Source organism: uncultured Luteimonas sp. (assembly GCF_947492465.1).
Classification (GTDB): domain Bacteria; phylum Pseudomonadota; class Gammaproteobacteria; order Xanthomonadales; family Xanthomonadaceae; genus Luteimonas.
This window is the reverse complement of record NZ_CANLNF010000004.1, coordinates 260,595-282,114: the sequence shown is the minus strand read 5'-3', so window position 1 is coordinate 282,114 and position 21,520 is coordinate 260,595. Positions and strand designations below refer to the sequence as shown.

20 protein-coding genes and 1 tRNA gene are annotated in these 21,520 nt (G+C 71.0%); 9 read left to right on the top strand and 12 right to left on the bottom strand.

Features of this window, described 5'->3' with window-relative positions:
* Nucleotides 1–5: 5 nt before the first annotated feature.
* The 3 genes from Q0863_RS11780 to Q0863_RS11770 all read right to left on the bottom strand — a co-directional run bounded on the left by Q0863_RS11780 (nt 6) and on the right by Q0863_RS11770 (nt 3,592).
* A complete protein-coding gene (locus Q0863_RS11780) occupies nt 6–1,535 on the bottom strand; it encodes an N-acetylmuramoyl-L-alanine amidase (RefSeq protein ID WP_298578076.1) in 1,530 nt (509 codons plus the stop codon).
* A gap of 75 nt (nt 1,536–1,610) precedes the next feature.
* A complete protein-coding gene (gene tsaE, locus Q0863_RS11775; RefSeq protein ID WP_298578075.1) occupies nt 1,611–2,099 on the bottom strand; it encodes a tRNA (adenosine(37)-N6)-threonylcarbamoyltransferase complex ATPase subunit type 1 TsaE in 489 nt (162 codons plus the stop codon).
* Nucleotides 2,096–3,592: an NAD(P)H-hydrate dehydratase gene (locus Q0863_RS11770; protein ID WP_298578074.1), complete on the bottom strand. Its 1,497-nt coding sequence runs from the start codon at nt 3,590–3,592 to the stop codon at nt 2,096–2,098. The genes tsaE and Q0863_RS11770 overlap by 4 nt, the downstream gene beginning before the upstream one ends.
* A gap of 23 nt (nt 3,593–3,615) precedes the next feature.
* Between Q0863_RS11770 and queG the strand changes: the two genes are divergently transcribed.
* Nucleotides 3,616–4,782, top strand: a complete 1,167-nt coding sequence (gene queG / locus Q0863_RS11765; protein ID WP_298578073.1) for a tRNA epoxyqueuosine(34) reductase QueG — start codon at nt 3,616–3,618, stop codon at nt 4,780–4,782.
* Nucleotides 4,783–4,878: 96 nt separating this feature from the next.
* On the opposite strand, the gene pgi is transcribed toward queG, so the two are convergent.
* From pgi to pcnB, 5 genes are all read right to left on the bottom strand, one after another.
* Nucleotides 4,879–6,381, bottom strand: coding sequence for a glucose-6-phosphate isomerase (pgi, locus tag Q0863_RS11760; RefSeq protein WP_298578072.1), 1,503 nt, complete (start codon nt 6,379–6,381; stop codon nt 4,879–4,881).
* Between the two features lie 162 nt (nt 6,382–6,543).
* On the bottom strand, nt 6,544–7,398 hold the full coding sequence (gene panC / locus Q0863_RS11755) for a pantoate--beta-alanine ligase (protein WP_298578071.1): 855 nt from the start codon (nt 7,396–7,398) through the stop codon (nt 6,544–6,546).
* A 7-nt stretch (nt 7,399–7,405) separates the two neighbouring features.
* Entirely contained in the window at nt 7,406–8,218 is an 813-nt protein-coding gene (gene panB, locus Q0863_RS11750; protein WP_298578070.1) for a 3-methyl-2-oxobutanoate hydroxymethyltransferase, read from the bottom strand.
* Nucleotides 8,219–8,222: 4 nt separating this feature from the next.
* The gene (gene folK / locus Q0863_RS11745) at nt 8,223–8,717 is read right to left on the bottom strand and encodes a 2-amino-4-hydroxy-6-hydroxymethyldihydropteridine diphosphokinase (protein WP_298578069.1); all 495 of its coding nucleotides are present in this window, start codon (nt 8,715–8,717) and stop codon (nt 8,223–8,225) included.
* On the bottom strand, nt 8,714–10,033 hold the full coding sequence (pcnB, locus tag Q0863_RS11740) for a polynucleotide adenylyltransferase PcnB (RefSeq protein WP_298578068.1): 1,320 nt from the start codon (nt 10,031–10,033) through the stop codon (nt 8,714–8,716). The genes folK and pcnB overlap by 4 nt, the downstream gene beginning before the upstream one ends.
* 147 nt (nt 10,034–10,180) lie before the next feature.
* Here pcnB and Q0863_RS11735 point away from each other — a divergent pair.
* Nucleotides 10,181–10,256 (top strand) — tRNA-Glu (locus Q0863_RS11735).
* A 263-nt stretch (nt 10,257–10,519) separates the two neighbouring features.
* Nucleotides 10,520–10,843, top strand: coding sequence for a ferredoxin FdxA (gene fdxA / locus Q0863_RS11730; protein ID WP_298578067.1), 324 nt, complete (start codon nt 10,520–10,522; stop codon nt 10,841–10,843).
* Nucleotides 10,844–10,948: 105 nt separating this feature from the next.
* Here the strand turns inward: fdxA and Q0863_RS11725 are convergent, their stop codons facing one another.
* Nucleotides 10,949–11,461, bottom strand: a complete 513-nt coding sequence (locus tag Q0863_RS11725; protein WP_298578066.1) for a hypothetical protein — start codon at nt 11,459–11,461, stop codon at nt 10,949–10,951.
* A gap of 26 nt (nt 11,462–11,487) precedes the next feature.
* Nucleotides 11,488–12,393, bottom strand: coding sequence for a 4-hydroxy-tetrahydrodipicolinate synthase (dapA, locus tag Q0863_RS11720; RefSeq protein WP_298578064.1), 906 nt, complete (start codon nt 12,391–12,393; stop codon nt 11,488–11,490).
* Nucleotides 12,394–12,567: 174 nt separating this feature from the next.
* Here dapA and Q0863_RS11715 point away from each other — a divergent pair, with 174 nt between their 5' ends.
* From Q0863_RS11715 to Q0863_RS11690, 6 genes are all read left to right on the top strand, one after another.
* Nucleotides 12,568–13,134 (top strand): glycine cleavage system protein R, encoded by a 567-nt coding sequence (locus tag Q0863_RS11715; RefSeq protein ID WP_298578063.1) that lies wholly within the window; start codon nt 12,568–12,570, stop codon nt 13,132–13,134.
* A 135-nt stretch (nt 13,135–13,269) separates the two neighbouring features.
* Entirely contained in the window at nt 13,270–13,746 is a 477-nt protein-coding gene (locus Q0863_RS11710) for a peroxiredoxin (protein WP_298578061.1), read from the top strand.
* A 100-nt stretch (nt 13,747–13,846) separates the two neighbouring features.
* Complete coding sequence (locus Q0863_RS11705) at nt 13,847–15,247, top strand: PhoH family protein (RefSeq protein WP_298578246.1); 1,401 nt, start codon at nt 13,847–13,849, stop codon at nt 15,245–15,247.
* A 390-nt stretch (nt 15,248–15,637) separates the two neighbouring features.
* Nucleotides 15,638–17,521, top strand: coding sequence for an ABC transporter ATP-binding protein (locus Q0863_RS11700; protein ID WP_298578060.1), 1,884 nt, complete (start codon nt 15,638–15,640; stop codon nt 17,519–17,521).
* A 103-nt stretch (nt 17,522–17,624) separates the two neighbouring features.
* Complete coding sequence (locus Q0863_RS11695; protein ID WP_298578059.1) at nt 17,625–18,419, top strand: ferredoxin--NADP reductase; 795 nt, start codon at nt 17,625–17,627, stop codon at nt 18,417–18,419.
* Between the two features lie 75 nt (nt 18,420–18,494).
* Complete coding sequence (locus Q0863_RS11690; RefSeq protein ID WP_298578058.1) at nt 18,495–18,917, top strand: universal stress protein; 423 nt, start codon at nt 18,495–18,497, stop codon at nt 18,915–18,917.
* A 30-nt stretch (nt 18,918–18,947) separates the two neighbouring features.
* On the opposite strand, the gene Q0863_RS11685 is transcribed toward Q0863_RS11690, so the two are convergent.
* Nucleotides 18,948–19,430: a glutathione peroxidase gene (locus Q0863_RS11685; protein WP_298578057.1), complete on the bottom strand. Its 483-nt coding sequence runs from the start codon at nt 19,428–19,430 to the stop codon at nt 18,948–18,950.
* Nucleotides 19,427–21,469, bottom strand: a complete 2,043-nt coding sequence (locus Q0863_RS11680) for an amidohydrolase family protein (protein WP_298578055.1) — start codon at nt 21,467–21,469, stop codon at nt 19,427–19,429. Before Q0863_RS11680 ends, Q0863_RS11685 begins: the two co-directional genes overlap by 4 nt.
* Nucleotides 21,470–21,520: the final 51 nt, after the last annotated feature.

Below are 21,520 nucleotides of genomic sequence, written 5' to 3'. Positions count from 1 at the left end.
GCGCGTTACGGGCTGCCGCCGGTGCTCGCCACCTGGCCGGCCGCGGCGCGCGCGGCATACAGCGTGCCCGGCGGCGGCTGGCTGGAGAAATACGTGTGCACGCCATCGAGGATCGCGCGCGCCACGGTGCCCTGGAACTTCGGGTCGACCAGACGCTTCTCTTCCTCGGCGTTGGACAGGAAGGCGGTCTCGACCAGCATCGCCGGCATGTCCGAGGTGCGCAGCACGGCGAAGTTCGCGCGTTCGATGTGCGGCTTGTGGTTGTTGCCGATGCGCTTGAGGCCGTCGAGGATGTGGTTGCCCGCGTCCTCGGAGGCCTTCATCTGCCCGCTCTGGGTCAGGTCGAGCAGCACGCTGGTGAGCACGCTGTCGTTCGACGGGGCGCGCACGCCGCCGATCAGGTCGGCCGCGTTTTCCTTGTCGGCCAGCCAGCGGGCGCGCTGCGAGGAAGCGCCGCGCAGCGACAGCACGTACACCGAGGAGCCCTTGGCATTGCGGTTCTCGGCCGCATCGGCGTGGATCGAGATGAACATGTCGGCCCGGGCCTGGCGCGCAACGCGTGCGCGATTGGTCAGGGGAATGAACACATCGCGATCGCGCACCAGGTGCGCGCGCAATCCGGGCGTGGCGTTGACCTGGCGCGCCAGCTCGCGGGCGATGGCCAGGGTGATGTCCTTCTCGCGCTTGCCGGTCGGGCCGATCGCGCCCGGATCCTGGCCGCCGTGGCCGGCGTCGATGGCGATCACCAGCGGGCGGCCACCGGTGGCGATCGCAGGCTTCGGTGCGGGCGCTGGGGTCGCGGCTGGCGCGGCGACGGCGCTGGCCGCAGCCGGCGCGGCCACGGTGGATGTGGACGGCACCGCGCGCGGCAACGACGGGATGTCGGTTGACTGCGGCTGCGGCGGCGATGCCGGATCTGGGGCGGTGGCTGTCGCGCGGGCCACCTGCTGCGCGGTCGCCATTGCAGCGACCAGGCGCGAGGTGGCCGCGGCGGACGCCGCCGAAGGGTCGGATGCGGGCTGGGGCGCGGGCGTCTGCGCGACGGAGGTCGGCGCCGCTGCGCTGCTGCCGGCGGTCTGCTTGGTGACGCCTGCCGAGGCGGCGGCGATGCGGGCGATCGGATCGGCCTGGCCGTCGCCGGGCCACTCGATCACCAGGCGCGTGCCCTCTGGCCCGGCCTCGTAGCGCGGCTTGAGCGCGGCCACCGGTTCGGACAGGTCGAACACGATCCGCAGGGTGCCGGGCTCGGGCTGGCCGCTGCGGATGGTCTTCACCACGCCTGCGGGCGCCGGCAGGGCGAGCTTGCCCGCGGCGCGGCTGGCCGGCAGGTCGACCACCAGGCGATCGGGGTTGGCGAGGGAAATCAGCCGGTATTCGGCTTCTCGGTCCACCCGCAGCTCGGCGCGGGTGCCGGTGGGCCCGGTCTGCAGGTCCACCGCGCGGATTTCGGCCGCCTGCGCGAGGTTCCACAGCAGGGCCGCCAGCAGCGCTGCGGCCAGCACGATCTGTTGGACGTTGATTCCCCGCGTGCGCATGGTCCGTAGTCAATCACCGTTGATACAGATTTGCAACGCAGTTTTCCTTTCAAAACGGCAACCTGCCGCTGCTTCCTATGGGTCCGGTTCAGGTATCGGACGCAAATCGACCGCCTCGGACACGTGCTGGAGCCAGGTCCGGCCCCGGTCGCTGGCGGCGCGAAGGTCCGCCGCGCGGCCGCTGCCGTCGATGGCCAGGTGCAGGTCCAGGTCGGCCGGCGGCAGCGCGCCGGTCCCGCGCTCGGGCCATTCGACCAGCCACAGCGCGGCCGCGGCATCGTCCAGGCCCAGGTATTCCAGCTCCCCGGCCGCGCCGATCCGGTACAGGTCAAGGTGCAGCGCCTCGCCACCGGCGGCCAGGGGATAGCGTTCGACCAGGGTGTAGGTCGGGCTGCGCACGGTGCCGGTGATGCCCAGTGCGCGCAGCCACGCGCGCGCCAGGGTCGACTTGCCGCTGCCGAGGTCGCCGTGCAGGTAGACCACGGCGGGGACCGGGGCCGTGGCGGCCAGTGCCGCCGCCAGCGCGCGGGTCGCGGCCTCGTCGCGCAGATGCAGCCGGGTCATGGCGCCGCCTCCACGTTCGCCCACTGCCGCAGGGCGTCGAGCAGATCGCCCGGCAGCAGGCCGCGCTCGCCGCCGCGTGCCGCCGTATCGCCCGCCGCCGCGTGCAGCAGCGTTCCGCAGCAGGCCGCCTCGAACGCGTCGAGTCCCTGCGCCCACAGCGCGGCGATGCAGCCGCTGAGCAGGTCGCCCATGCCGCCCACCGCCATGCCGGGATTGCCCGCGGCGATCACCCGCGGCGTGCGTTCGGGCGCGGCCACGATGCTGCCGGCGCCCTTGAGCACGACCACGCAGCCATGCACCTGCGCCAGCAGCCGCGCCGCCGCGAAGCGGTTGGCCTGCACCTCTGCCACGCTCACGCCGAGCAGGCGCGCCGCCTCGCCCGGATGCGGGGTCAGCACGGTCTGCGCCGGCAGCGTCCGGGTCGCGCCGGACAGCAGGTTCAGTGCGTCGGCATCGAGCAGTACGCGGGAGGCGCCGGCCAGCACGCGCTGGTACAGGCCCTGTCCCCAGTGGGACTGGCCGAGACCCGGACCCAGGGCCACGACCCCGTCGCGCGCGAGCATCGCGTCGAGCTGGGCGGGAGATTCGATCCCGCGCACCATCGTTTCCGGTCGCCGGGCCAGCACCGCGGCCACGTGTTCGGGCCGGGTCGCCACGCTGACCAGGCCCGCGCCGCAGCGCAGGGCCGCATCGGCGGCCAGCATCACCGCGCCGCCAGTGCCCAGGTCCCCGCCCACGCACAGCACGTGGCCGCTGTCGCCCTTGTGCGCATCGCGCCGGCGCGGCGCCAGCCAGCCGCGCAGGTCCGCCGCCACCAGCCGCCACGCCGCCACCGGGGCGTCCGCCAGGCAGGCCTGCGCGTCGAGCGTGGCCAGCGACAGGCGGCCGGTACAGCGCGCGGCGACGCCGGTCGCGAGGCCGGCATGGGCGCCCAGCAACTGCAGCGTGTGCGCGGCGTGCACCACCGCACCGGGCGCGCTGCCGGTATCGGCCACCAGGCCGCTCGGCGCATCCAGCGACAGCACCGGCAGTCCGGCCGCGTTGATCGCTTCGATCAGGGCCGCCGCATCGGCGTCGGGCGCACGCGTCAGGCCGATGCCGAACAGCGCATCGACGATGAGGCCGGCATTCCCGAAACCGGCATCCGGACCGGCGAACTGGCCGCCGGCCTCGAGGAACGCCGCGCAGGCGCGCTGCGCCAGCGGCGTGCGCGGCGCGTGCGACGCGAGCCGGAGTACGCGCACCTCGCGTCCCGACCCCAGCGCGTGGCGCGCGAGTTCGTACCCGTCGCCGCCGTTGTTGCCCGGTCCGCAGACCACCACGATGCGCTGCGCGTCCGGCCAGTGCGCCAGCAATTCACGCCAGGCCGCCAGCCCCGCGCGCGCCATCAGCGCGAAGGCATCGCCGCCGGGCGGCGTCGCGCACGCTTCGACGGCGCGCAGTGCGGCGGTGTCGTAGAGCGGCGTGCCGCGGGGGTCGGGATCGGCCTGCATCGCGCGGATTCTATACTTGCGCGGTGTCCGACCCCGCCTCCCACCCTGCCCCGCGCGCGCCCGACGTCGCCGACCCTGCCACGCTCGCGCTGCGCATCAAGACGCTGGCGCGCGAGGTCGGCTTCCAGCGCTGCGGCGTGGCCGGCGTCGAACTCGGACAGGACGAGGCCTTCCTGCGCGACTGGCTGGCCCAGGGCCTGTACGGGAGCATGGAGTGGATGGCGCGGCATGGCGACAAACGTTCGCGGCCGCAGGAGCTGGTGCCCGGTACGCTGCGGGTGATCTCGGTGGGGCTGGACTACGGACAGGATCCCGACGCGGCCTGGCGCACGCTGGAGGACGGCGAGCGCGCCTACGTCGCGCGCTACGCGCTGGGCCGGGACTACCACAAGCTCATGCGCAACCGGCTGCAGAAACTCGCCGAGCGCGTCGCCGACGAGATCGGCCCGTTCGGACATCGGGTGTTCGTGGACTCCGCGCCCGTGCTGGAGCGCGCACTCGCGCGCAATGCCGGCATGGGCTGGATCGGCAAGCACACCTGCCTGATCGACCGCGATGGCGGTTCGTGGTTCTTCCTCGGCGAGATCTATGTCGACCTGCCGCTGCCGATCGACCCGCCCGCCAGCGCGCACTGCGGCAGCTGCGTGCGCTGCATCGAAGTGTGCCCGACCGGGGCGATCACCGCGCCGCACCGGCTGGACGCGCGCCGCTGCATCTCCTACCTGACCATCGAGCACGAGGGCAGCATCGACGAGGCGCTGCGCCCCCTGATCGGCAACCGCATCTTCGGCTGCGACGACTGCCAGCTGGTCTGCCCCTGGAACAAGTTCGCGCAGCGCAGCGACGAACCCGATTTCCGCGCGCGCAACCGGCTCGACCAGGCCTCGCTGGCGGAGCTGTTCGCCTGGACCGAAGCGGAGTTCCTGCAGCGCACGGAAGGCTCGGCGATCCGCCGCAGCGGGCATTCGCGCTGGTTGCGCAACATCGCCATCGCCCTGGGCAACGCGCCCTCGACGCCCGGGGTGATCGCAGCGCTGGAGTCGCGCCGCGGGATCGAGGATCCGGTCGTGCGCGAGCACGTCGAATGGGCGCTGCGGCGACACGCGGGCACCGGCCCCGACGGCGCCGCCGCGCAGGCGGCCGGTTCCGCCACGGACCTTGCTCCTGCAGCTGCGCCGCGTCGCGACTGACATTGCCGCCAGCGACGCGCCAGGGCGCGTCGCATCGCTTCGCCAAGGGATTCCGCACGGGCCTGCAGAACCCGCAGCGCCGTCGCCCAGGCGCGGTCAGCCGCGCGAGGAGATCTCCGCCAGCAGCACGCGGGTCACCGGATCGTCGGCCTCGCCCTTGCCTTCCAGCGCCGGCAGCAGGCGGCTGGCCAGCTGCTTGCCGAGTTCGACGCCGAACTGGTCGAAGGCGTTGATGCCCCAGGCCACCGACTGCAGGTAGACGCTGTGCTCGTACAGCGCGACCAGCGCGCCCAGCGAGTGCGGGGTCAGCGCATCGAGCAGGATCATCGTGCTGGGACGGTTGCCGGCATAGGCGCGGTGCGGATCGTCGCTGGCCTGGCCGTTGGCCAGGGCCTCGGTCTGCGCCAGCAGGTTGGCCAGCAGCGCGCGATGGTTCTCCGCATGCCCGTCCTCGCTGCGGACCACGCCGATGAAATCGGCCGGCACCACCTGCGTGCCCTGGTGCAGCGCCTGGAAGAAGCTGTGCTGGGTATCGGTGCCCGGACCGCCCCACCACACCGGCACGGTGTCGACCTCGAGCGCCGCGCCGTCCAGGCGCGCCGACTTGCCCAGGCTTTCCATCACCAGCTGCTGCAGGTAGTTGGGCAGCAGCTTCAGGCGCTCGTCGTAGGGCAGCACCGCCTGCGTGGCCAGGCCCAGCGCGTTGCGGTTCCACAGCGCGGTCAGCGCATGCCAGACCGCGAGGTTGTCGCGGGGTGCCGCCGTCGCCGCGTGCCCGTCCATCGCCGCGGCACCGGCGAGCAGTTCCTCGAACCGGTCCATGCCGATCGCCAGCGCGACCGGGAAGCCGACCGTCGACCACAGCGAATAGCGCCCGCCCACCCAGTCCCACATCGGCAAGATGCGTCCGGCGTCGATGCCGAACGCGGCCGCGCGTTCGACGTTGGCGCTCACCCCGTACACGCGGCTGTCGTCGCCCAGCCAGTCGCGCACGATGCGGCCGTTGAGCAGGGTTTCCTGGGTGCTGAAGGTCTTGGAAATCAGGATCGCGGCGGTGCGCCGCGGGTCGAGCCCCGCCAGCACCCGCTGCGCGGCGTTGCCGTCGACGTTGGACAGGAAATGCACGCGGAAACGCGCGCCGGGCAGCGCCAGCGCATCGGCCACCAGGCGCGGCCCCAGGTCGGAGCCGCCGATGCCGACGCTGACGATGTCGGTGACGTCGCTCGCGGCCAGCGCATCGATCAGCGCCGCCATGCGCGTGCGCGCCTCGCGCGCGAGCGCGGCGCATTCGCGCGCCACCGGCGCCGCGGATGCGTCGCCGCGCAGCGCGGTATGCAGCGCCGCGCGCCCCTCGGTCGCATTGACCGTCTCGCCATCGAGCAGGCGTCGCATCGCGCCGGCCAGGTCCATCCGTCCGGCCAGCGCGAACAGTGCATCCAGCGCAGCGGCGTCGTAGCGCTGCCGCGCGAAGTTGGCATACAGCGGCCCTGCCCGCAGCGTCAGCGACTGCGCGCGCGCGGGCTCCTGCTGGAGCAGCGTCGACACGGGGGTCGACGCGAGACGTTCTGCATGGGTACGGAGGGTCGCGAAATCCGACATGGACGGGCCTGCCTGTTGCCTGGAAGTGGACGATGCAGATTCAACTGCAACCATGCGCATGGGGTGCCTGCGCGCGGATCGCGGAGTATAGGGCGATCGTCGACGCGTCGATGTCGATCCGGTGGCGCGATGGATCCGGGGCGGCGGCCCCGCCGTCGACGCTCAGGCGCGCGCGTCGAATTCCAGGTTGTCGATCAGGCGCGTGCCGCCGATGCGCGCGGCGACCAGCGCCACCAGCGCGCCGCTGGCCGTTCCACCCGGCTCCGCCAGGTCGTCGCGCCGCACGGCCGCGTAGTCGACCTCGAAACCATGCGCGCGCAGGCGCGCGGACGCGCCGGACTCGACCTGCTGCACGGGCATGCCCGCCAGTACCGCCTCGCGCATCGCCTGCAGCGTGCGGTGGATCTCCGGCGCGATCGCGCGCGCGGACGCATCCAGGTACTGGTTGCGCGAACTCATCGCCAGGCCGTCGGCCTCGCGCATCGTCTCCCCGGCCAGCAGGTCGATCGGGAACGCCAGCTCGCGGACCAGGTAGCGGATCACCGCCAGCTGCTGGTAGTCCTTGCGCCCGAATGCGGCGACGTCGGGCTGGACCTGGTTGAACAGCCGCGCCACCACCGTGGCCACGCCGTCGAAGTGCCCCAGGCGATGCGCGCCCTCCAGCACGTTGGCGATGCCGGGCACGCGCATCTGCACGGCGCCGTCGGCGCCGAAGGGGTACATGGTCTGCACCGAGGGCATCCACAGCAGGTCGCAACCGGCCTCGGCGAGACCGCCGGCATCCTCTTCCGGGGTCCTCGGATAGCGTGCGAAATCCTCGTTCGGCCCGAACTGGGTGGGATTGACGAACACGCTCGCAACCACGCGGTCGGCGCGCGCGCGCGCAAGCTTCACCAGCGAGAAATGCCCGGCGTGCAGGTTGCCCATGGTCGGGACGAAACCCACGCGCAAGCCATCGCGCTTCCAGCGCGCGACGCGGCCGCGCAGGTCGTCGAGTTCGGTGACGGTGTCGATCATGCGGACATCAGTAAGCGTGTTCGGGGTCCGGGAAGCTGCCATCGCGTACCGCCTGCACGTAGGCGCGCACCGCGCCTGCCACCGAGCCACCCTCGGCCAGGAAGTCCTTCACGAACTTCGGCCGCCGGTGCCCGGTGTCCAGGCCCAGCACGTCGTGCAGCACCAGCACTTGGCCATCGCAGTCCGGGCCGGCGCCGATGCCAATGGTCGGAATCGGCGAGGCGGCGGTGATTTCCGCGGCCAGCGCGGACGGCACGCATTCCAGGACCAGCAGCGACGCGCCCGCCTCGGCGACGGCCAGGGCATCGGCGCGCAGCTGCGCGGCGGCCGTGGCTTCGCGGCCCTGCACCTTGTAGCCGCCGAAGCGCAGCACCGACTGCGGGGTCAGGCCCAGGTGCGCCGACACCGGAATCTCGCGCGCGGCCAGGAAGCGCATCGCCGCCAGCTTGTGCGGGCCGGCGCCCTCGAGCTTGACCATCCCCGCGCCGGCCTGGAGCAGGCGGGTCGAGGAATCGAGCGCGCGCTCGGGCGTGGCATCGGCCTGGAACGGCAGGTCGGCCACCAGCAGCGCGCGCCGCAGCCCGCGGGCCACCGCGCGCACGTGGTAGGCCACGTCCTCGACGCTGACCGGCAGCGTGGAATCGTGTCCCTGCACCACCATGCCCAGCGAATCGCCAACCAGGATCAGGTCGGCGCCGTTGGCGTCGAATACCCGCGCGAAGCCGGCGTCGTAGGCGGTCAGCATCGCCAGGCGGCGGCCGGCCCGGCGTGCTTCGGCCAGTCCGGGGACGGTGATCGGCTTGTCTGCGGCGCTGTTCATGCGCCTAGGGTATCGCCTCGATGCCGCCGGCATCCAATGCCGCGAGCGCGCTGGCCACGCTGCCGTGGCCGGGAATCGACGCATCGGCGGCGATCTCGGCCAGCGGCACCAGCGCGAACGCGCGCTCGTGCAGGTGCGGATGCGGCACGCGCAGGCCGGGCTGGTCGATGACCGCCTCGCCGTACAGCAGCAGGTCCAGGTCGACGGTGCGCGGGCCCCAGCGCTCGCCATCGCCGGCGCTGCGGTCGCGGCCCAGCTGCTGCTCGATGTCGAGCAGGTGGTCGAGCAGCTGGCGGGCCGGCAGCGCGGTCTCGACGACCGCGGCGGCGTTGAGGAAGTCGGCCTGGTCGCGGCGGCCCCAGGCCGGCGTGCGGTACACCCGCGAGGCCCGCAGCAGGCGCGTGCCGGGCAGTGCGTCCAGCGCCGCCAGGGCCTCGGACAGCGACCGCGCCACGTCCCCGACGTTGCCGCCGAGGCCGACGCAGGCGAGCGTGCTCATTCGCCGGCGTGGCTGCGCCGGCGCCGGCGGCGACGCTTGCGCGGCGCGCCTGCTTCGGCATCGTCGCCGTCGAGCGGCTGATGGGCGATGGCCGCGTCCGGATTGCCCTGCGCCTCCAGCCAGAACGCGATGTCCTCCTCGTGCGCGGGCGAGGCCGCGCGGCGCAGCACCAGGAAGTCGAAGGCGGCGCGGAAGCGCGGATGCGAGAGCGTGCGCACCACGCGCTTGCGCTGGCGCAGGGAGAAGCGCCCCTGCATCAGCCAGATCTCCTGCATCGGCAGCGAGAAGCGGCGCGGCAGCGCGATGGTGGACAACTGGTGCAGGGTGACCCGGTCGGCGGCGCGGCGTTCGGCCTCGGCGGTGTTGAGGCCCTGCGCCTGCAGCCCCATCAGCGAGCGGCAGTAGGCCGGCCACAGCAGCACGGCGAACAGGAACGCGGGCGAGACCGGCTCGTCCGCGGCCACGCGCTGGTCGGTGCCGCGCAGGCCTTCGATCACCATCCTGCGCAGCGCGCCGCTGCGGTTGGAGGCCAGCGCCGCCGCGCTTTCGGGAAACAGCGCCGCCAGCAGGCCGTGGCGTTCCAGGCGCTCGAAGCTGGCGACCGCATGCCCGGACAGGAACATCTTCAGGCATTCCTCGAACAGCCGCGCCGGCGCGGCCTCGCCCAGCAGCGACGCCAGCGGTGCCAGCGGCGCGGCCGTCTCCGGGGCGATCTCGAAGCGCAGCTTGGCGGCCAGCCGGATCGCGCGCAGCATCCGCACCGGATCCTCGCGGTAGCGCGTCTCCGGATCGCCGATCAGGCGCAGCACGCGGTTGCTGACGTCCTCGAAGCCGCCGACGTAGTCGCGCACCGAGAAATCGGCGATGTCGTAGTAGAGGGCGTTGGCGGTGAAATCGCGGCGCACCGCATCGTCCTCGATGCTGCCGTAGACGTTGTCGCGCAGCAGGCGCCCGTCGTCGTGCACCTGGCGGTCGCCGCTGCCGTCGTCGATGTTGGCGCGGAAGGTGGCGACCTCGATGATCTCGCGGCCGAACACCACGTGCGCCAGCCGGAACCGCCGGCCGATCAGGCGGCAGTTGCGGAACAGGTGGCGGACCTCCTCGGGCGTGGCGTCGGTGGCGACGTCGAAGTCCTTGGGGTCCAGGCCGGCCAGCAGGTCGCGTACGGCGCCGCCCACCAGGCAGGCGCGGTGCCCGGCCTCGTGCAAGCGGTAGAGCACGCGCACGGCGTTGGGGCTGATCCCCCGACGCGAGATGGGGTGTTGATCGCGCGGAATGATCCGCAGCACGGGGGTCACGGTGTTGTTCGTCGGCATCGGGCCAGGCAGTTCCGGATCGGGGCCGACAGTGGTGTTCGGCAACCGTTTATCGCTGCTATACTAGCAAGCTGCACCGGCACCTTGGCCTTTCTGGCCCGCCGGCGCAGCCGGAACGTCCCTCCGGCGCTGCTCGCGCAGCACCCTGCTCCCTTCGTCTAGAGGCCTAGGACGTGGCCCTCTCAAGGCTAAAACACGGGTTCGAATCCCGTAGGGAGCGCCATCTTCGAGGAAGGCCCGCGCAAGCGGGCCTTCCGCTTTTCCGGCCCGGCCGCAGGCATTCCCGCGTCGGCCCGGGCCTGCGCCGCGCACCCGGAGCGCGTTGCCGCATCGTCCGGCACGCGGCCTTGCGTCGGCGAACGACGCGCCGCAACCGGGCCATCGCCACGCCATCGCCACGAACGAATGCGAACACTTCGCACCGCTGGCGCCACGGGTGCTCTAAAATCGCGTGTCGTTCCCCCCGAAACCACGGACCGTCGCGACATGCCCTTCGTCGTCACCGAGAACTGCATCAAGTGCAAGTACACCGACTGCGTCGAGGTGTGCCCGGTCGACTGCTTCCACGAAGGTCCCAACTTCCTGGTGATCGACCCGGACGAGTGCATCGACTGCACCCTGTGCGAGCCGGAGTGCCCGATCAACGCGATCTATCCCGAGGACGACGTGCCGGCCGGGCAGGAGCATTACGTCGCGCTCAACGCCGAGCTGTCGCGGGAATGGCCGGTGATCACCACGCGCAAGGATCCGCCGGCCGACGCCAAGGAATGGGAAGGCAAGCCGAACAAGCTGCCGCTGCTCGAACGCTGACGCCCCGCGTCCTTCGACGGCAAACGGAAAGGCGCCCTGCGGGGCGCCTTTCTGCATTCGGGGGCCGAACCGGAAAGGCGCGCTGCGCCTTCCCGTCCGGCGGCTTCAGCCGCCGGCCAGCGCCGCCTTGAGCGCGGCAATCAGGCGCTGCGGCGGATCGCCCGAAGCGGGCAGGCCGCGCGGATCGACCGCGGCCACGTAGGCGCCGGTATCGGTCTTGGTCACGCGCACCAGGAACTTGGCATCGGCGTAGTCCACGTCGTAGGTACCCAGCAGCTGCGCGCGGTTGACCACGGTGAGGCCTTCGGTGGCGGCCAGCACCTCGCCGACGCGGGCGAAGACCTGGTCGCGATCGCCGGCGACGGCGAAGCCGTTGGGCTGCGGGCTCGCCGCCGCGGCGGTGGCCGAGCGCGTCACCGAACCGGTTTCGGGCAGCGCCATCGCCGTGGAGGTATCGGGGCGGTCGAGGTCCGGCGGGACTTCGAGCGGACGGTTCTCGGGGCTGGCCGCGTACAGCTCGCTGCCCTTGCGGAACCACTTGCAGCCGCTGGTGCCGAGCACGGCCACGGCCACGAGGCCGACCGCGAGCACACGGAACAGGGGGCGGGAATGACGCATGGTTGAAGTCTCCTGCGGAAAGGGATTCAGGCCGCGATCGGATCGCGGAGGCTGTGTTCGATGGCCGTGGCCGCTGCGGCGATGCGCGCGGCCAGTGGCTGGTGGGTCGCGCCCAGCGCGGTCAGCGGCAGTCGCAGGCCGTGCCCGATGCCGAGCAGCGCAAGCGCGGCCTTGACCGGGATCGGGTTCGGCTCGATCGAGGCGAAGCGGTGGAACTGGTCCAGCGTGTCGTTCCATGCCCGGGCATCGGACCCGCGTCCACCGCGTGCGAGGTCGCACAGGCGGCGCATCGCCGCCGGCACCAGGTTGGACACCACCGATACCACGCCGTCGGCGCCCGCCAGCATGGCCTCGGCGGCCGTGGCGTCGTCGCCGCCGAGAACCACGAATCCGTCCACGCGCAGCGCGCGCCATTCGGCCAGGCGCGCCGGATCGGCGACCGCCTCCTTGACCCCGACGATGCGCGGATGCGCGACCAGCGTCGCGACGCTCGCCGGCTGCAGGTCGCAGCCGGTGCGTGCGGGCACGTTGTACATCACGACCGGCAGCGCGCCGTCTTCGGCCAGCGCCCGGTAATGTGCCAGCAGGCCGGCCTGGGTCGGGCGCACGTAGGGCGGGGTCACCACCAGCGCCGCATCCGCGCCGAGGGCGGCGGCGCGACGGGTCTGCTCGATGGTCTTCGCCGTCGCCGAATGCCCGGTCCCGGCCAGCACCGGCACCCGCCCGCCCACGGTCTCGACCGCGGTGCGCAGCAGGGCGTCGAATTCGATCTCCAGCAGCGAGGCGGCCTCGCCGGTCGAACCGGCGACCACCACGCCCTGCGTGCCCGCCTCGCACTGCGCGTGCAGCAACCGCCGCCAGGCGTCGAGGTCGAGTTCGCCCGTCACCGTGAACGGCGTCGCCAGCGCGGTGATGCTGCCGGAAAGTCGCAAGGGCCTGGGTCTCGTGCGAAGCGCCTGGAATCGGGCGCTGAACGGATGTTTCGGATGCCGGCATGTTACTTGCGGCCCGGAAGCACGGGCAAGTATGCTGGCTCCCGCACCCGGCCATGCCCGGGACGCCGTTCATCACCGATCTCCTACGGAACCTTCGCCGCGGACGCCGCCTTGACCGATCCAGACAACGCATCCCGGCCCTCGCCGAACGAGAACCACCTGCTGATCAACGCCTATACGACGCATCCGGCATCTCCCCTGCTGGCCGTGTCGCGGCGCATCGCGGACAGCGGCTGCAATCTCGTGGACACGCGCCTGTCGACCGTCGGCCGCGACGTGTCGGTAACCGCGCTGGCCACCGGCTCCTGGGATTCGGTGGCCAAGCTCGAGGCCATGCTCACCCGCCTGGAGCGCGAGGAAGACCTCAAGCTGGTGTGGTACCGCACCGGCCCCAAGCCGGTGCAGTCGAACCTGCTGCCGTACATCGTCGAGGTGGTCGCCGCCGACAAGCCCGGCATCCTGTTCCAGCTGGCCGATTTCTTCGACCGCCAGGGCATCACCATCGAGAGCCTGCACTGCTCGCGCTACCGCGCCATGCAGACCGGCGCGGACATGTTCTCGGCGCAGGTCACCATCGGCGTGCCGGCCAACATGCACATCGCCGCGCTGCGCGACGATTTCCTCGAGTTCTGCGACCACCTGAACCTCGACGCGATCATGGATCCGATGAAGTTCTGACCGGCTGGAGACCGCAGTGGAATTCTTCATGTTCTTCCTCCTGCTTGCGATCCTCCTCGCGCAGCGGAGTGGAATGACCAGGCTGGAGAAGCGGGTGGCCGATCTGGAAGCGCAGCGCCGGGAGCCAGGCACACCGTGACTGTCCCCAGACTCGACCAGGCCACGCTCAATGCCCCGCTGTCCCTGTCCGGCGGACGCAACGCCACCCTCGCCGACTACGCCGGCCGCTGGCTGGTGCTGTACTTCTATCCCAAGGATTCCACGCCAGGCTGCACCACCGAAGGCCTGGACTTCAACGCCCTGCTGCAGCAGTTCGCCGCGCTGGGCGCGGACGTGCTGGGCGTGTCGCGCGACTCGGTGAAGTCGCACGACAATTTCTGCGCGAAGCAGGGCTTCGCCTTCCCGCTGGTCAGCGATCCGGACGAGCAGCTCTGCCGCGCCTTCGACGTGATCCACGAGAAGAACATGTACGGCCGCAAGGTGCTGGGCGTGGTGCGCAGCACCTTCCTGATCTCGCCCGACCAGCGCCTTGTCCGCGAGTGGCGCGGCGTCAAGGTGGCCGGCCATGCCCAGGCCGTGCTCGACGCGCTGAAGGCCGCGCAACCCGCGTGATCCCGTTTCCCGACCGTGGCCACCGCCGCCCTGCCCCGCAGGCCGCGGCGGCGCGCGGCCGTGCCCGTCTTTCCGCCGCCAGGAGGCGAACGCTCCGATGATGACCCACGGCAAGCGCATCTACGTGCTCGACACCAATGTCCTGATGCACGACCCCACCGCGCTGTTCCGGTTCGAGGAACACGACGTGTTCCTGCCGATGCAGGTGATCGAGGAGCTCGACAACGGTAAGAAGGGCACGTCCGAGGCCAGCCGCAACGCGCGCCAGGTCAGCCGCTTCATCAACGAACTGATCGAGGCGCAGGGCAGCGACAAGATCGCGAGCGGCCTGCTGCTCGAGCGTCCGAACGGCCTGCAGCTGCGTGGCGCGGCCAGCATCGGCAAGCTGCGCTTCCAGACGACGGTGCCGAAGGAGGACAAGACCTCGTTCGGCGCGGTGGCGCCGGACAACCGCATCCTGGGCGCCATCCTGCAGCTGCGACGCGACGAGCCGGAGCTGCCGGTGGTGTTCGTGTCCAAGGACATCAACCTGCGGATCAAGGCGGCGATCGCCGGCCTGGTCAGCGAGGACTACGAGAACGATCGCGCGCTCGACGACTTCAGCCTGCTCTACACCGGCGCCAACGCGCTGCCCGAGGATTTCTGGACGCGCCACGGCAAGGACCTGCGTTCGTGGACCGACCGCGGCCGCACCTACTACGAGATCGCGATCGACGAGGGCGGCGACTGGTATCCGAACCAGTACCTGTACCTGCCCGGCGACGACGAGGCCGAGTTCCGCGTCGCCAGGGTCGAGGACGGCAAGGCGGTGCTGCAGATCGTCGATGACTACCGCCGCACCCAGCACTCGGTATGGGGCATCGCCGCGCGCAACCGCGAGCAGAACTTCGCGCTCAACGCGCTGATGGATCCGGAAATCGACTTCGTCACCCTGCTCGGCACCGCCGGTACCGGCAAGACCCTGCTGGCGCTGGCTGCCGGCCTGGCCCAGACCATGGACCAGCAGCGCTACCGCGAGATCATCATGACCCGCGCGACGGTGAGCGTGGGCGAGGACATCGGCTTCCTGCCCGGCACCGAGGAGGAGAAGATGACGCCGTGGATGGGGGCGCTCACCGACAACCTGGAGGTGCTCACCCACAACCAGGAAGGCGGCAGCTGGGGCCGCGCGGCGACCAACGACCTGCTCGCCTCGCGGATCAAGATCCGCTCGCTCAACTTCATGCGCGGACGCACCTTCCTCAGCCGCTGGCTGATCCTGGACGAGGCGCAGAACCTCACGCCCAAGCAGATGAAGACGCTGATCACCCGCGCCGGCCCGGGCACCAAGATCGTATGCCTGGGCAACGTCGAGCAGATCGACACGCCCTACCTGACCGAGACCACCTCGGGCCTGACCTATGCGGTGGACCGGTTCAAGAACTGGGCGCACAGCGCGCACGTGACCCTGCGTCGCGGCGAGCGTTCGCGACTGGCCGACTACGCATCCGAGGTGCTGTAGGCGATACCGGCCCCCGCTCCCTGTGGGAGCGACCTTGGTCGCGAAGGCTTTGGGCATGTGTCCCGGCGTCGGCATTCGCGCGCGAGCACGCTCCCACGCGGATCGCAGTCCCTGCGCCCGATCAGTCGCCCCCGCTCCCTGTGGGAGCGACCTTGGTCGCGATGGCTTTGGGAACGTCCCGCGGCGCCTGCATTCGCGCGCGAGCGCGCTCCCGCGTGAAGCGCATCCCTGCGCCCGATCAGGCATCGGCCGCTCCCTGTGGGAGCGACCTTGGTCGCGAAGGCTTTGGGAACGCCCCTCGCCGCCGGCATTCGCGCGCGGCGCCCGGCCGCATGTCAGGGGAGCCCTCGCCTTCGCGACACGCGCACGGACCCGATGCACAATGCGGGCATGAGCCGAAGCGGCAGCGACACCGCCCCCAAACCCAGCCGCGCCGACTCGCGCCCCAGCCTGCGCGAGCGCTTCGACGCGATGCGCAACATCCCGCCCTTCCTGCGCCAGATCTGGGCGACCAGCCCCGCACTGGGGCTGACCAGCATCGGCCTGCGCGTGGTGCGCGCCTTCCTGCCGATCCTCACCCTGTACGTCGGCAAGCTGATCATCGACGAGGCGATCCGCCTGGTCGGGCTGGGCCTGGCCTTCGACTCGGTCGGCGAGGCCTGGCGCAGCGGCCAGCTCGATCCGCTGATGTGGCTGCTGGCCATCGAGTTCGGCCTGGCGATCGCCTCCGACCTGCTCGGGCGGATCGTGAGCTACGCGGATTCGCTGCTGTCGGAGCTGTTCACCAACGCCACCAGCGTGCGCCTGATGGAGCATGCCGCGACGCTGGACCTGGAGGATTTCGAAGACCCGGACGTGCAGGACAAGCTCGATCGCGCGCGGCGCCAGACCATGGGCCGGATGAACCTGATGGGCCAGCTGTTCGGCCAGGTCCAGGACGTGATCACGGTGGTCAGCTTTGCTGTCGGCCTGCTGGTCTATGCGCCCTGGCTGATCGTGCTGCTGGCGGTGGCGCTGGTGCCGGCCTTTCTCGGCGAGGCGCACTTCAGCGCGCTGGGCTATTCGCTCAACTTCCAGTGGACGCCGGAACGCCGGCAGCTCGAGTACGTGCGCCAGACCGGCGCCAGCGTCGAGACCGCCAAGGAAGTGAAGATCTTCAACCTGCACCGCTTCCTGGTCGACCGCTACCGGACGCTGGCCGACAGGTTCTTCCTGGCCAACCGCGCGCTGGCGCGGCGGCGCGCGTTCTGGGGCACGCTGCTGGCCGCGCTCGGCACCTTGGGCTACTACGTGGCCTACGCCTACATCGCCTGGCGCACGGTGCGCGGCGACTTCACCATCGGCGACCTGACCTTCCTGGCCGGCAGCTTCCGCCGGCTTCGGCAACTGCTCGAAGGGCTGCTGATCGGCTTCTCGCAGGTGGCCGGGCAGGCGCTGTACCTGGACGACCTGTTCTCGTTCTTCGAGATCGAGCCCGAGATCACCTCGCCGGAACATCCCGCGCCCTTCCCCGGCCCGATCGCGCAGGGTTTCGTGTTCGAGAACGTCGGCTTCCGCTATCCGGGCGCCGAGCGCTGGGCGGTGCGGCACCTGGACTTCGAACTGCGCGCCGGCGAGGTGCTGGCGCTGGTCGGCGAGAACGGCGCCGGCAAGACCACCCTGGTCAAGCTGCTGGCGAGGCTCTACGACCCGGACGAAGGCCGCATCCTGCTCGACGGGCGCGACCTGCGCGAGTACGACATCGATGCGCTGCGCGCGAACATCGGCGTGATCTTCCAGGATTTCGTGCGTTATCACCTCACCGCCGGCGAGAACATCGGCGTAGGCCGGATCGACCACATGGACGACCGCGGCCGGATCGAGGATGCGGCCCGCCGGGCCATGGCCGACGAGGTGATCGAGGCGCTGCCGCAAGGCTACGACCAGCTGATCGGGCGCCGCTTCAAGACCGGCGTGGACCTGTCGGGCGGGCAGTGGCAGAAGATCGCGATCGCCCGCGCCTACATGCGCGACGCCCAGGTGATGATCCTGGACGAGCCGACCGCGGCGCTGGACGCGCGCAGCGAGTTCGAGGTGTTCCAGCGCTTCAAGGAGCTGTCCGACGAGCGCACCGCGGTGCTGATCTCGCACCGCTTCTCCAGCGTGCGCATGGCCGACCGCATCCTGGTGCTGGCGGATGGCCGGGTCGAGGCCAGCGGTACCCACGACGAGCTGATGGCCCAGGGCGGACGCTATGCCGAGCTGTTCGAGCTGCAGGCGGCGGGCTACCGCTAGCCGCGCCCGGTTGGGCGTGGGGACAAAATGCCCGGACCGGCGCCCGGAGCAGGGCCGGCCGGTTGGCTATAATTCACAGCTGACGTTCTGCTGACTCCTCCCCATGTCCTCCGCCTTCGGCACCGAAACGGTGCTGGACGTCCGCCACTGGACCGACAGCTACTTCAGCTTCACCACCACCCGCGACGACGGCTTCCGTTTCGAGAACGGGCAGTTCGTGATGATCGGCCTCGAGATCGGCGGCAAGCCGTTGCTGCGTGCCTATTCGATCGCCAGCGCGAACTGGGAGGAGCAGCTGGAGTTCTTCAGCATCAAGGTCCCCGACGGCCCGCTGACCTCTCGCCTGCAGCATATCCAGCCGGGCGACCATCTCCTGGTGGGGCGCAAGCCCACCGGCACCCTGTTGATCAGCGACCTGCACCCCGGCCGCAACCTGTACCTGCTGGGGACCGGGACGGGGCTGGCGCCATGGATGTCGGTCATCAAGGATCCCGGAACCTACGAACGCTTCGAGCGCGTGGTCGTGGCCCATGGCGTGCGCAGTGCGGGCGACCTGGCCTATCGCGACTACATCCTCAACGAACTGCCGCGCCACGAGTTCCTCGGCGAACAGATCTCGCAGCAGCTGCTCTACTACCCGGTGGTCAGCCGCGAACCCTTCCAGTGGGAGGGCCGCGACCAGCGCGGCCGCCTCACCGACCTGCTCGACAGCGGCCGCATGGCCGCCGACCTTGGACTCGATCCCCTCGACCCCGCGCGTGACCGCGCCATGATCTGCGGCGGCCCGCAGATGCTGGCCGACTTCCGCGCCCTGCTCGACCGCCGCGGCTTCGTCGCCGCGCCGCGCATCGGCACGCCGGGCGACTACGTGTTCGAGCGCGCCTTCGTCGAGAAGTGAGTCGCCTCCGCGCGACGGCCGCCCGCCACCGACGGGAGACGTCGTAGAATCCCCGCATCATTCGGAGGACATCGCATGAAGATCCTGGTTCCGGTCGACGGCAGCGAAACGAGCACGCGCGCCCTCAAGCACGCGCTGACGCTGGCCAAGTCCTTCGCCAAGCCCGGCAAGGTGCTGGTGGTGGCGGTCGACGATGCCCTGTTCCCGGGGGTGGAGCGCAAGATCGGTGCCGACGCCGCGCGCAAGCACCATGCGGAGAACTTCGAGCGGATGTTCGCGCCGGCCCGCAAAGCACTGGCCCGCAACAAGGTGCCGGTGGAGTTCGTCGAAGTGGTGGACGCGGTCGCCACCGGCATCCTCGACACCGCGAACAAGCAGAAGGTCGACCTGGTCGTGATGGGGTCGCGCGGCAGTGGCGGGATCAAGGGCACCCTGCTCGGCTCGGTCTCGATGAAGGTGCTTGCGGGGACGCAGGTGCCGGTCACCATCGTCCATTGACGCAGCGCGCGGCGCATCCGCCACGCTCGCTCAGGCGAGCGCGGTTTCGATGTCGCGGCGCAGGCTTTCGGGCGTGTCCGTCGGCGCATAGCGGCGCAGCACCTGGCCGTCGCGGCCGACCAGGAACTTGGTGAAGTTCCACTTGATCGCGCCGATGCCGAGCAGGCCGCCCTTCTCGCGCTTGAGCCAGCTCCACAGCGGATGGGCCTGCGCACCGTTGACCTGGACCTTGGCGAACATCGGGAAATCGACGCCGTAGTCGAGCGTGCAGAACGCGCGGATCGCCGCCTCGTCGCCCGGCTCCTGGTGGCCGAACTGGTCGCAGGGAAAGCCCAGCACCACCAGCCCGCGCTCGCGATAGTCGCGCCACAGCTGCTGCAGGCCGGCGTATTGCGGGGTGAAGCCGCACCTGGAGGCCACGTTGACGATCAGCAGCACCTTGCCCGCATGGTCGGAAAGGGCCATCTCGTCGCCGTCGAGCCCCGTCGCGGTGAAGTCGTGCGCGGTAGTCACGGCGTCGCCGCCTGCACGCGCAGCGGCTCGGCGAACGGCCGGATCCCGAGTTCGGCGTGGATCTCGGCCGGATAGTAGGCGGTCTGCCCCTTGATCACTGTGACGACCCGGCGGATGTCGGCGATGTCGGTGGTCGGATCGCCGTCCACCAGCACGAGGTCCGCCTGCTTGCCGGGCGCGATGCTGCCCAGCCGGTCGAGCACGCCGGAGTACTTCGCCCCGTTCCAGGTGGCGACCTGCAGGACCTGCGCCGGCGTCAGCCCGGCGCGCACGTACAGCGCCAGCTCGTGCTGCAGGGTGAAGCCGGGCACCTCGTCGGTGCCCGCCACCAGCGGCACGCCGGCGCGATAGGCGCGGCCGACGAACTCGACCATCCGTTCGAACGACTCGCGATAGCGCGCACCGGTGGCGTCGTCGGGGATGTCCATTTCCGCCGCGCGCCGCCCGCGCTGCACGTCCGGCGGCAGGTGGTCCTCGATGCCGGCGAAGATCGGCGTGATCTGTCCGTTGCGCTGGTGCAGGAACTCGAAGGTCGCCAGCGTCGGGTCCATCACGATCCGCTTTTCCGCGAGGGTCGCGATGAAGTCGCGGACCGGCGCGGAGTCCAGGTCGAGGCCGGCGGCCTCGCGCGCGGGCAGGTAGAAGCGCTCCAGCGTGCGCGTGTCGGTCCCGGGCTCGACCAGGAAGTTCAGCACCACCTGGTTGATGTGGTTGAGTTCGTCGAAGCCGGCATCGACCGCGTCCTGGGCGCGCAGGAATACCGGCACATGGCCGCTGACGCGCAGCCCCTTGGCATGCGCGTAGGCCACGGTCGGGGCGAGGATGTCCTTCGGGAACGAGTTGTAGATCTTGAGCTGCGGATAGCCGTTGGCCGCGTACCAGTCGATCGCCTCACGGGCGGCGTCCAGGTCGCTGACCACGAAGCCATTGCGCGCCGACTGCTCGCTCTCTCCCTCGAGGAAGCCGGCCGCGACGACGCGCGGCATCAGCAGCGTGCCTGCGCGCTCGTCGGCCATGAGCTGCTGCAGGCTGGCGTTGTCGTTGCCCATGTCGCGCAGCGAGGTGACCCCGGCCGCCAGCTGCAGGCCGCCGCTCCAGCGGTCGGCGTGCGCATGCATGTCGAACAGTCCGGGCAGCAGCACGCGACCGCCGGCGTCGATGACCTGGTCGGCCGGCGCATCGTCCGCACCGGCCGCCAGGACCGAGACGATCCTGCCCTGGTCCAGGCGCACGTCCGACGCGGCGCCCAGCCGCGCATGCTCGCTGTCGAACACGCGCGCATTGCGGATCAGCGTGCTGCCCGGCAGCGGATGCGCCAGCCGCTGCTGCAGCGAGACCAGCGCCTGCGACTCGGCCGATTTCTGCACCGATTCCAGAGCATCGGCATTGCCCTCCCAGCCAGCCTCGACCAGCTGCAGGAAGCCCGGGAAGATGTAGGCGAACAGGCGCGGCCGCGCTTCGTCGGTGGCCCAGACGAAGGTCGGGGTGAAGCCGATGCCGGTGATCGCCAGCAACTGCACCTGGCGCGTGTCGTCGCCGCTGCGCACCTCGGCCTGGTCGACCTTGCGCGCGCTCAGGGTGCCGCTGGGAATCAGCGGCAGGCGCCCGTCCTCGCGCGCGGCCATCGCGGCCAGCGCCACCGAGGCCACGACCGGGGTCCCGCCGAGCGGTGAATACTGCGCGCCGGGTGCCACCGCCAGCTCGCCCTGGTCGGACGTGGAGGTCCAGCGCGCCACGCCGTCGGCCAGTTCGAAATGTTCGTCGACCGGCGCGCCGAACGTGGAGGTGCCGGTCACCCGGTAGCGACGGAAGGTGCCGTCGTCGTTGAGGGTGTACTCCTCCTTCAGTTCCGGGCCGCGGCCGTTGTCCTTGAAGATGAACTCGGTCCGGGTCACGCCGTCCTCGCCGGCGGTCACCGTCTGTTGCCCGGCCTGCTTGCCGCCGTCCACCAGGACCACGTAGCGCAGCGTGTCCGCCGCCCCGGCGGCGCCCGCCAGCGACAGGCCCAGCAGGAGGAACAGGAACCCGTGCTGCCTCATGCAACCCCCGATGCCGCGCCGCGGCCAGCGTGTGAAGGAACGTACCCGCCG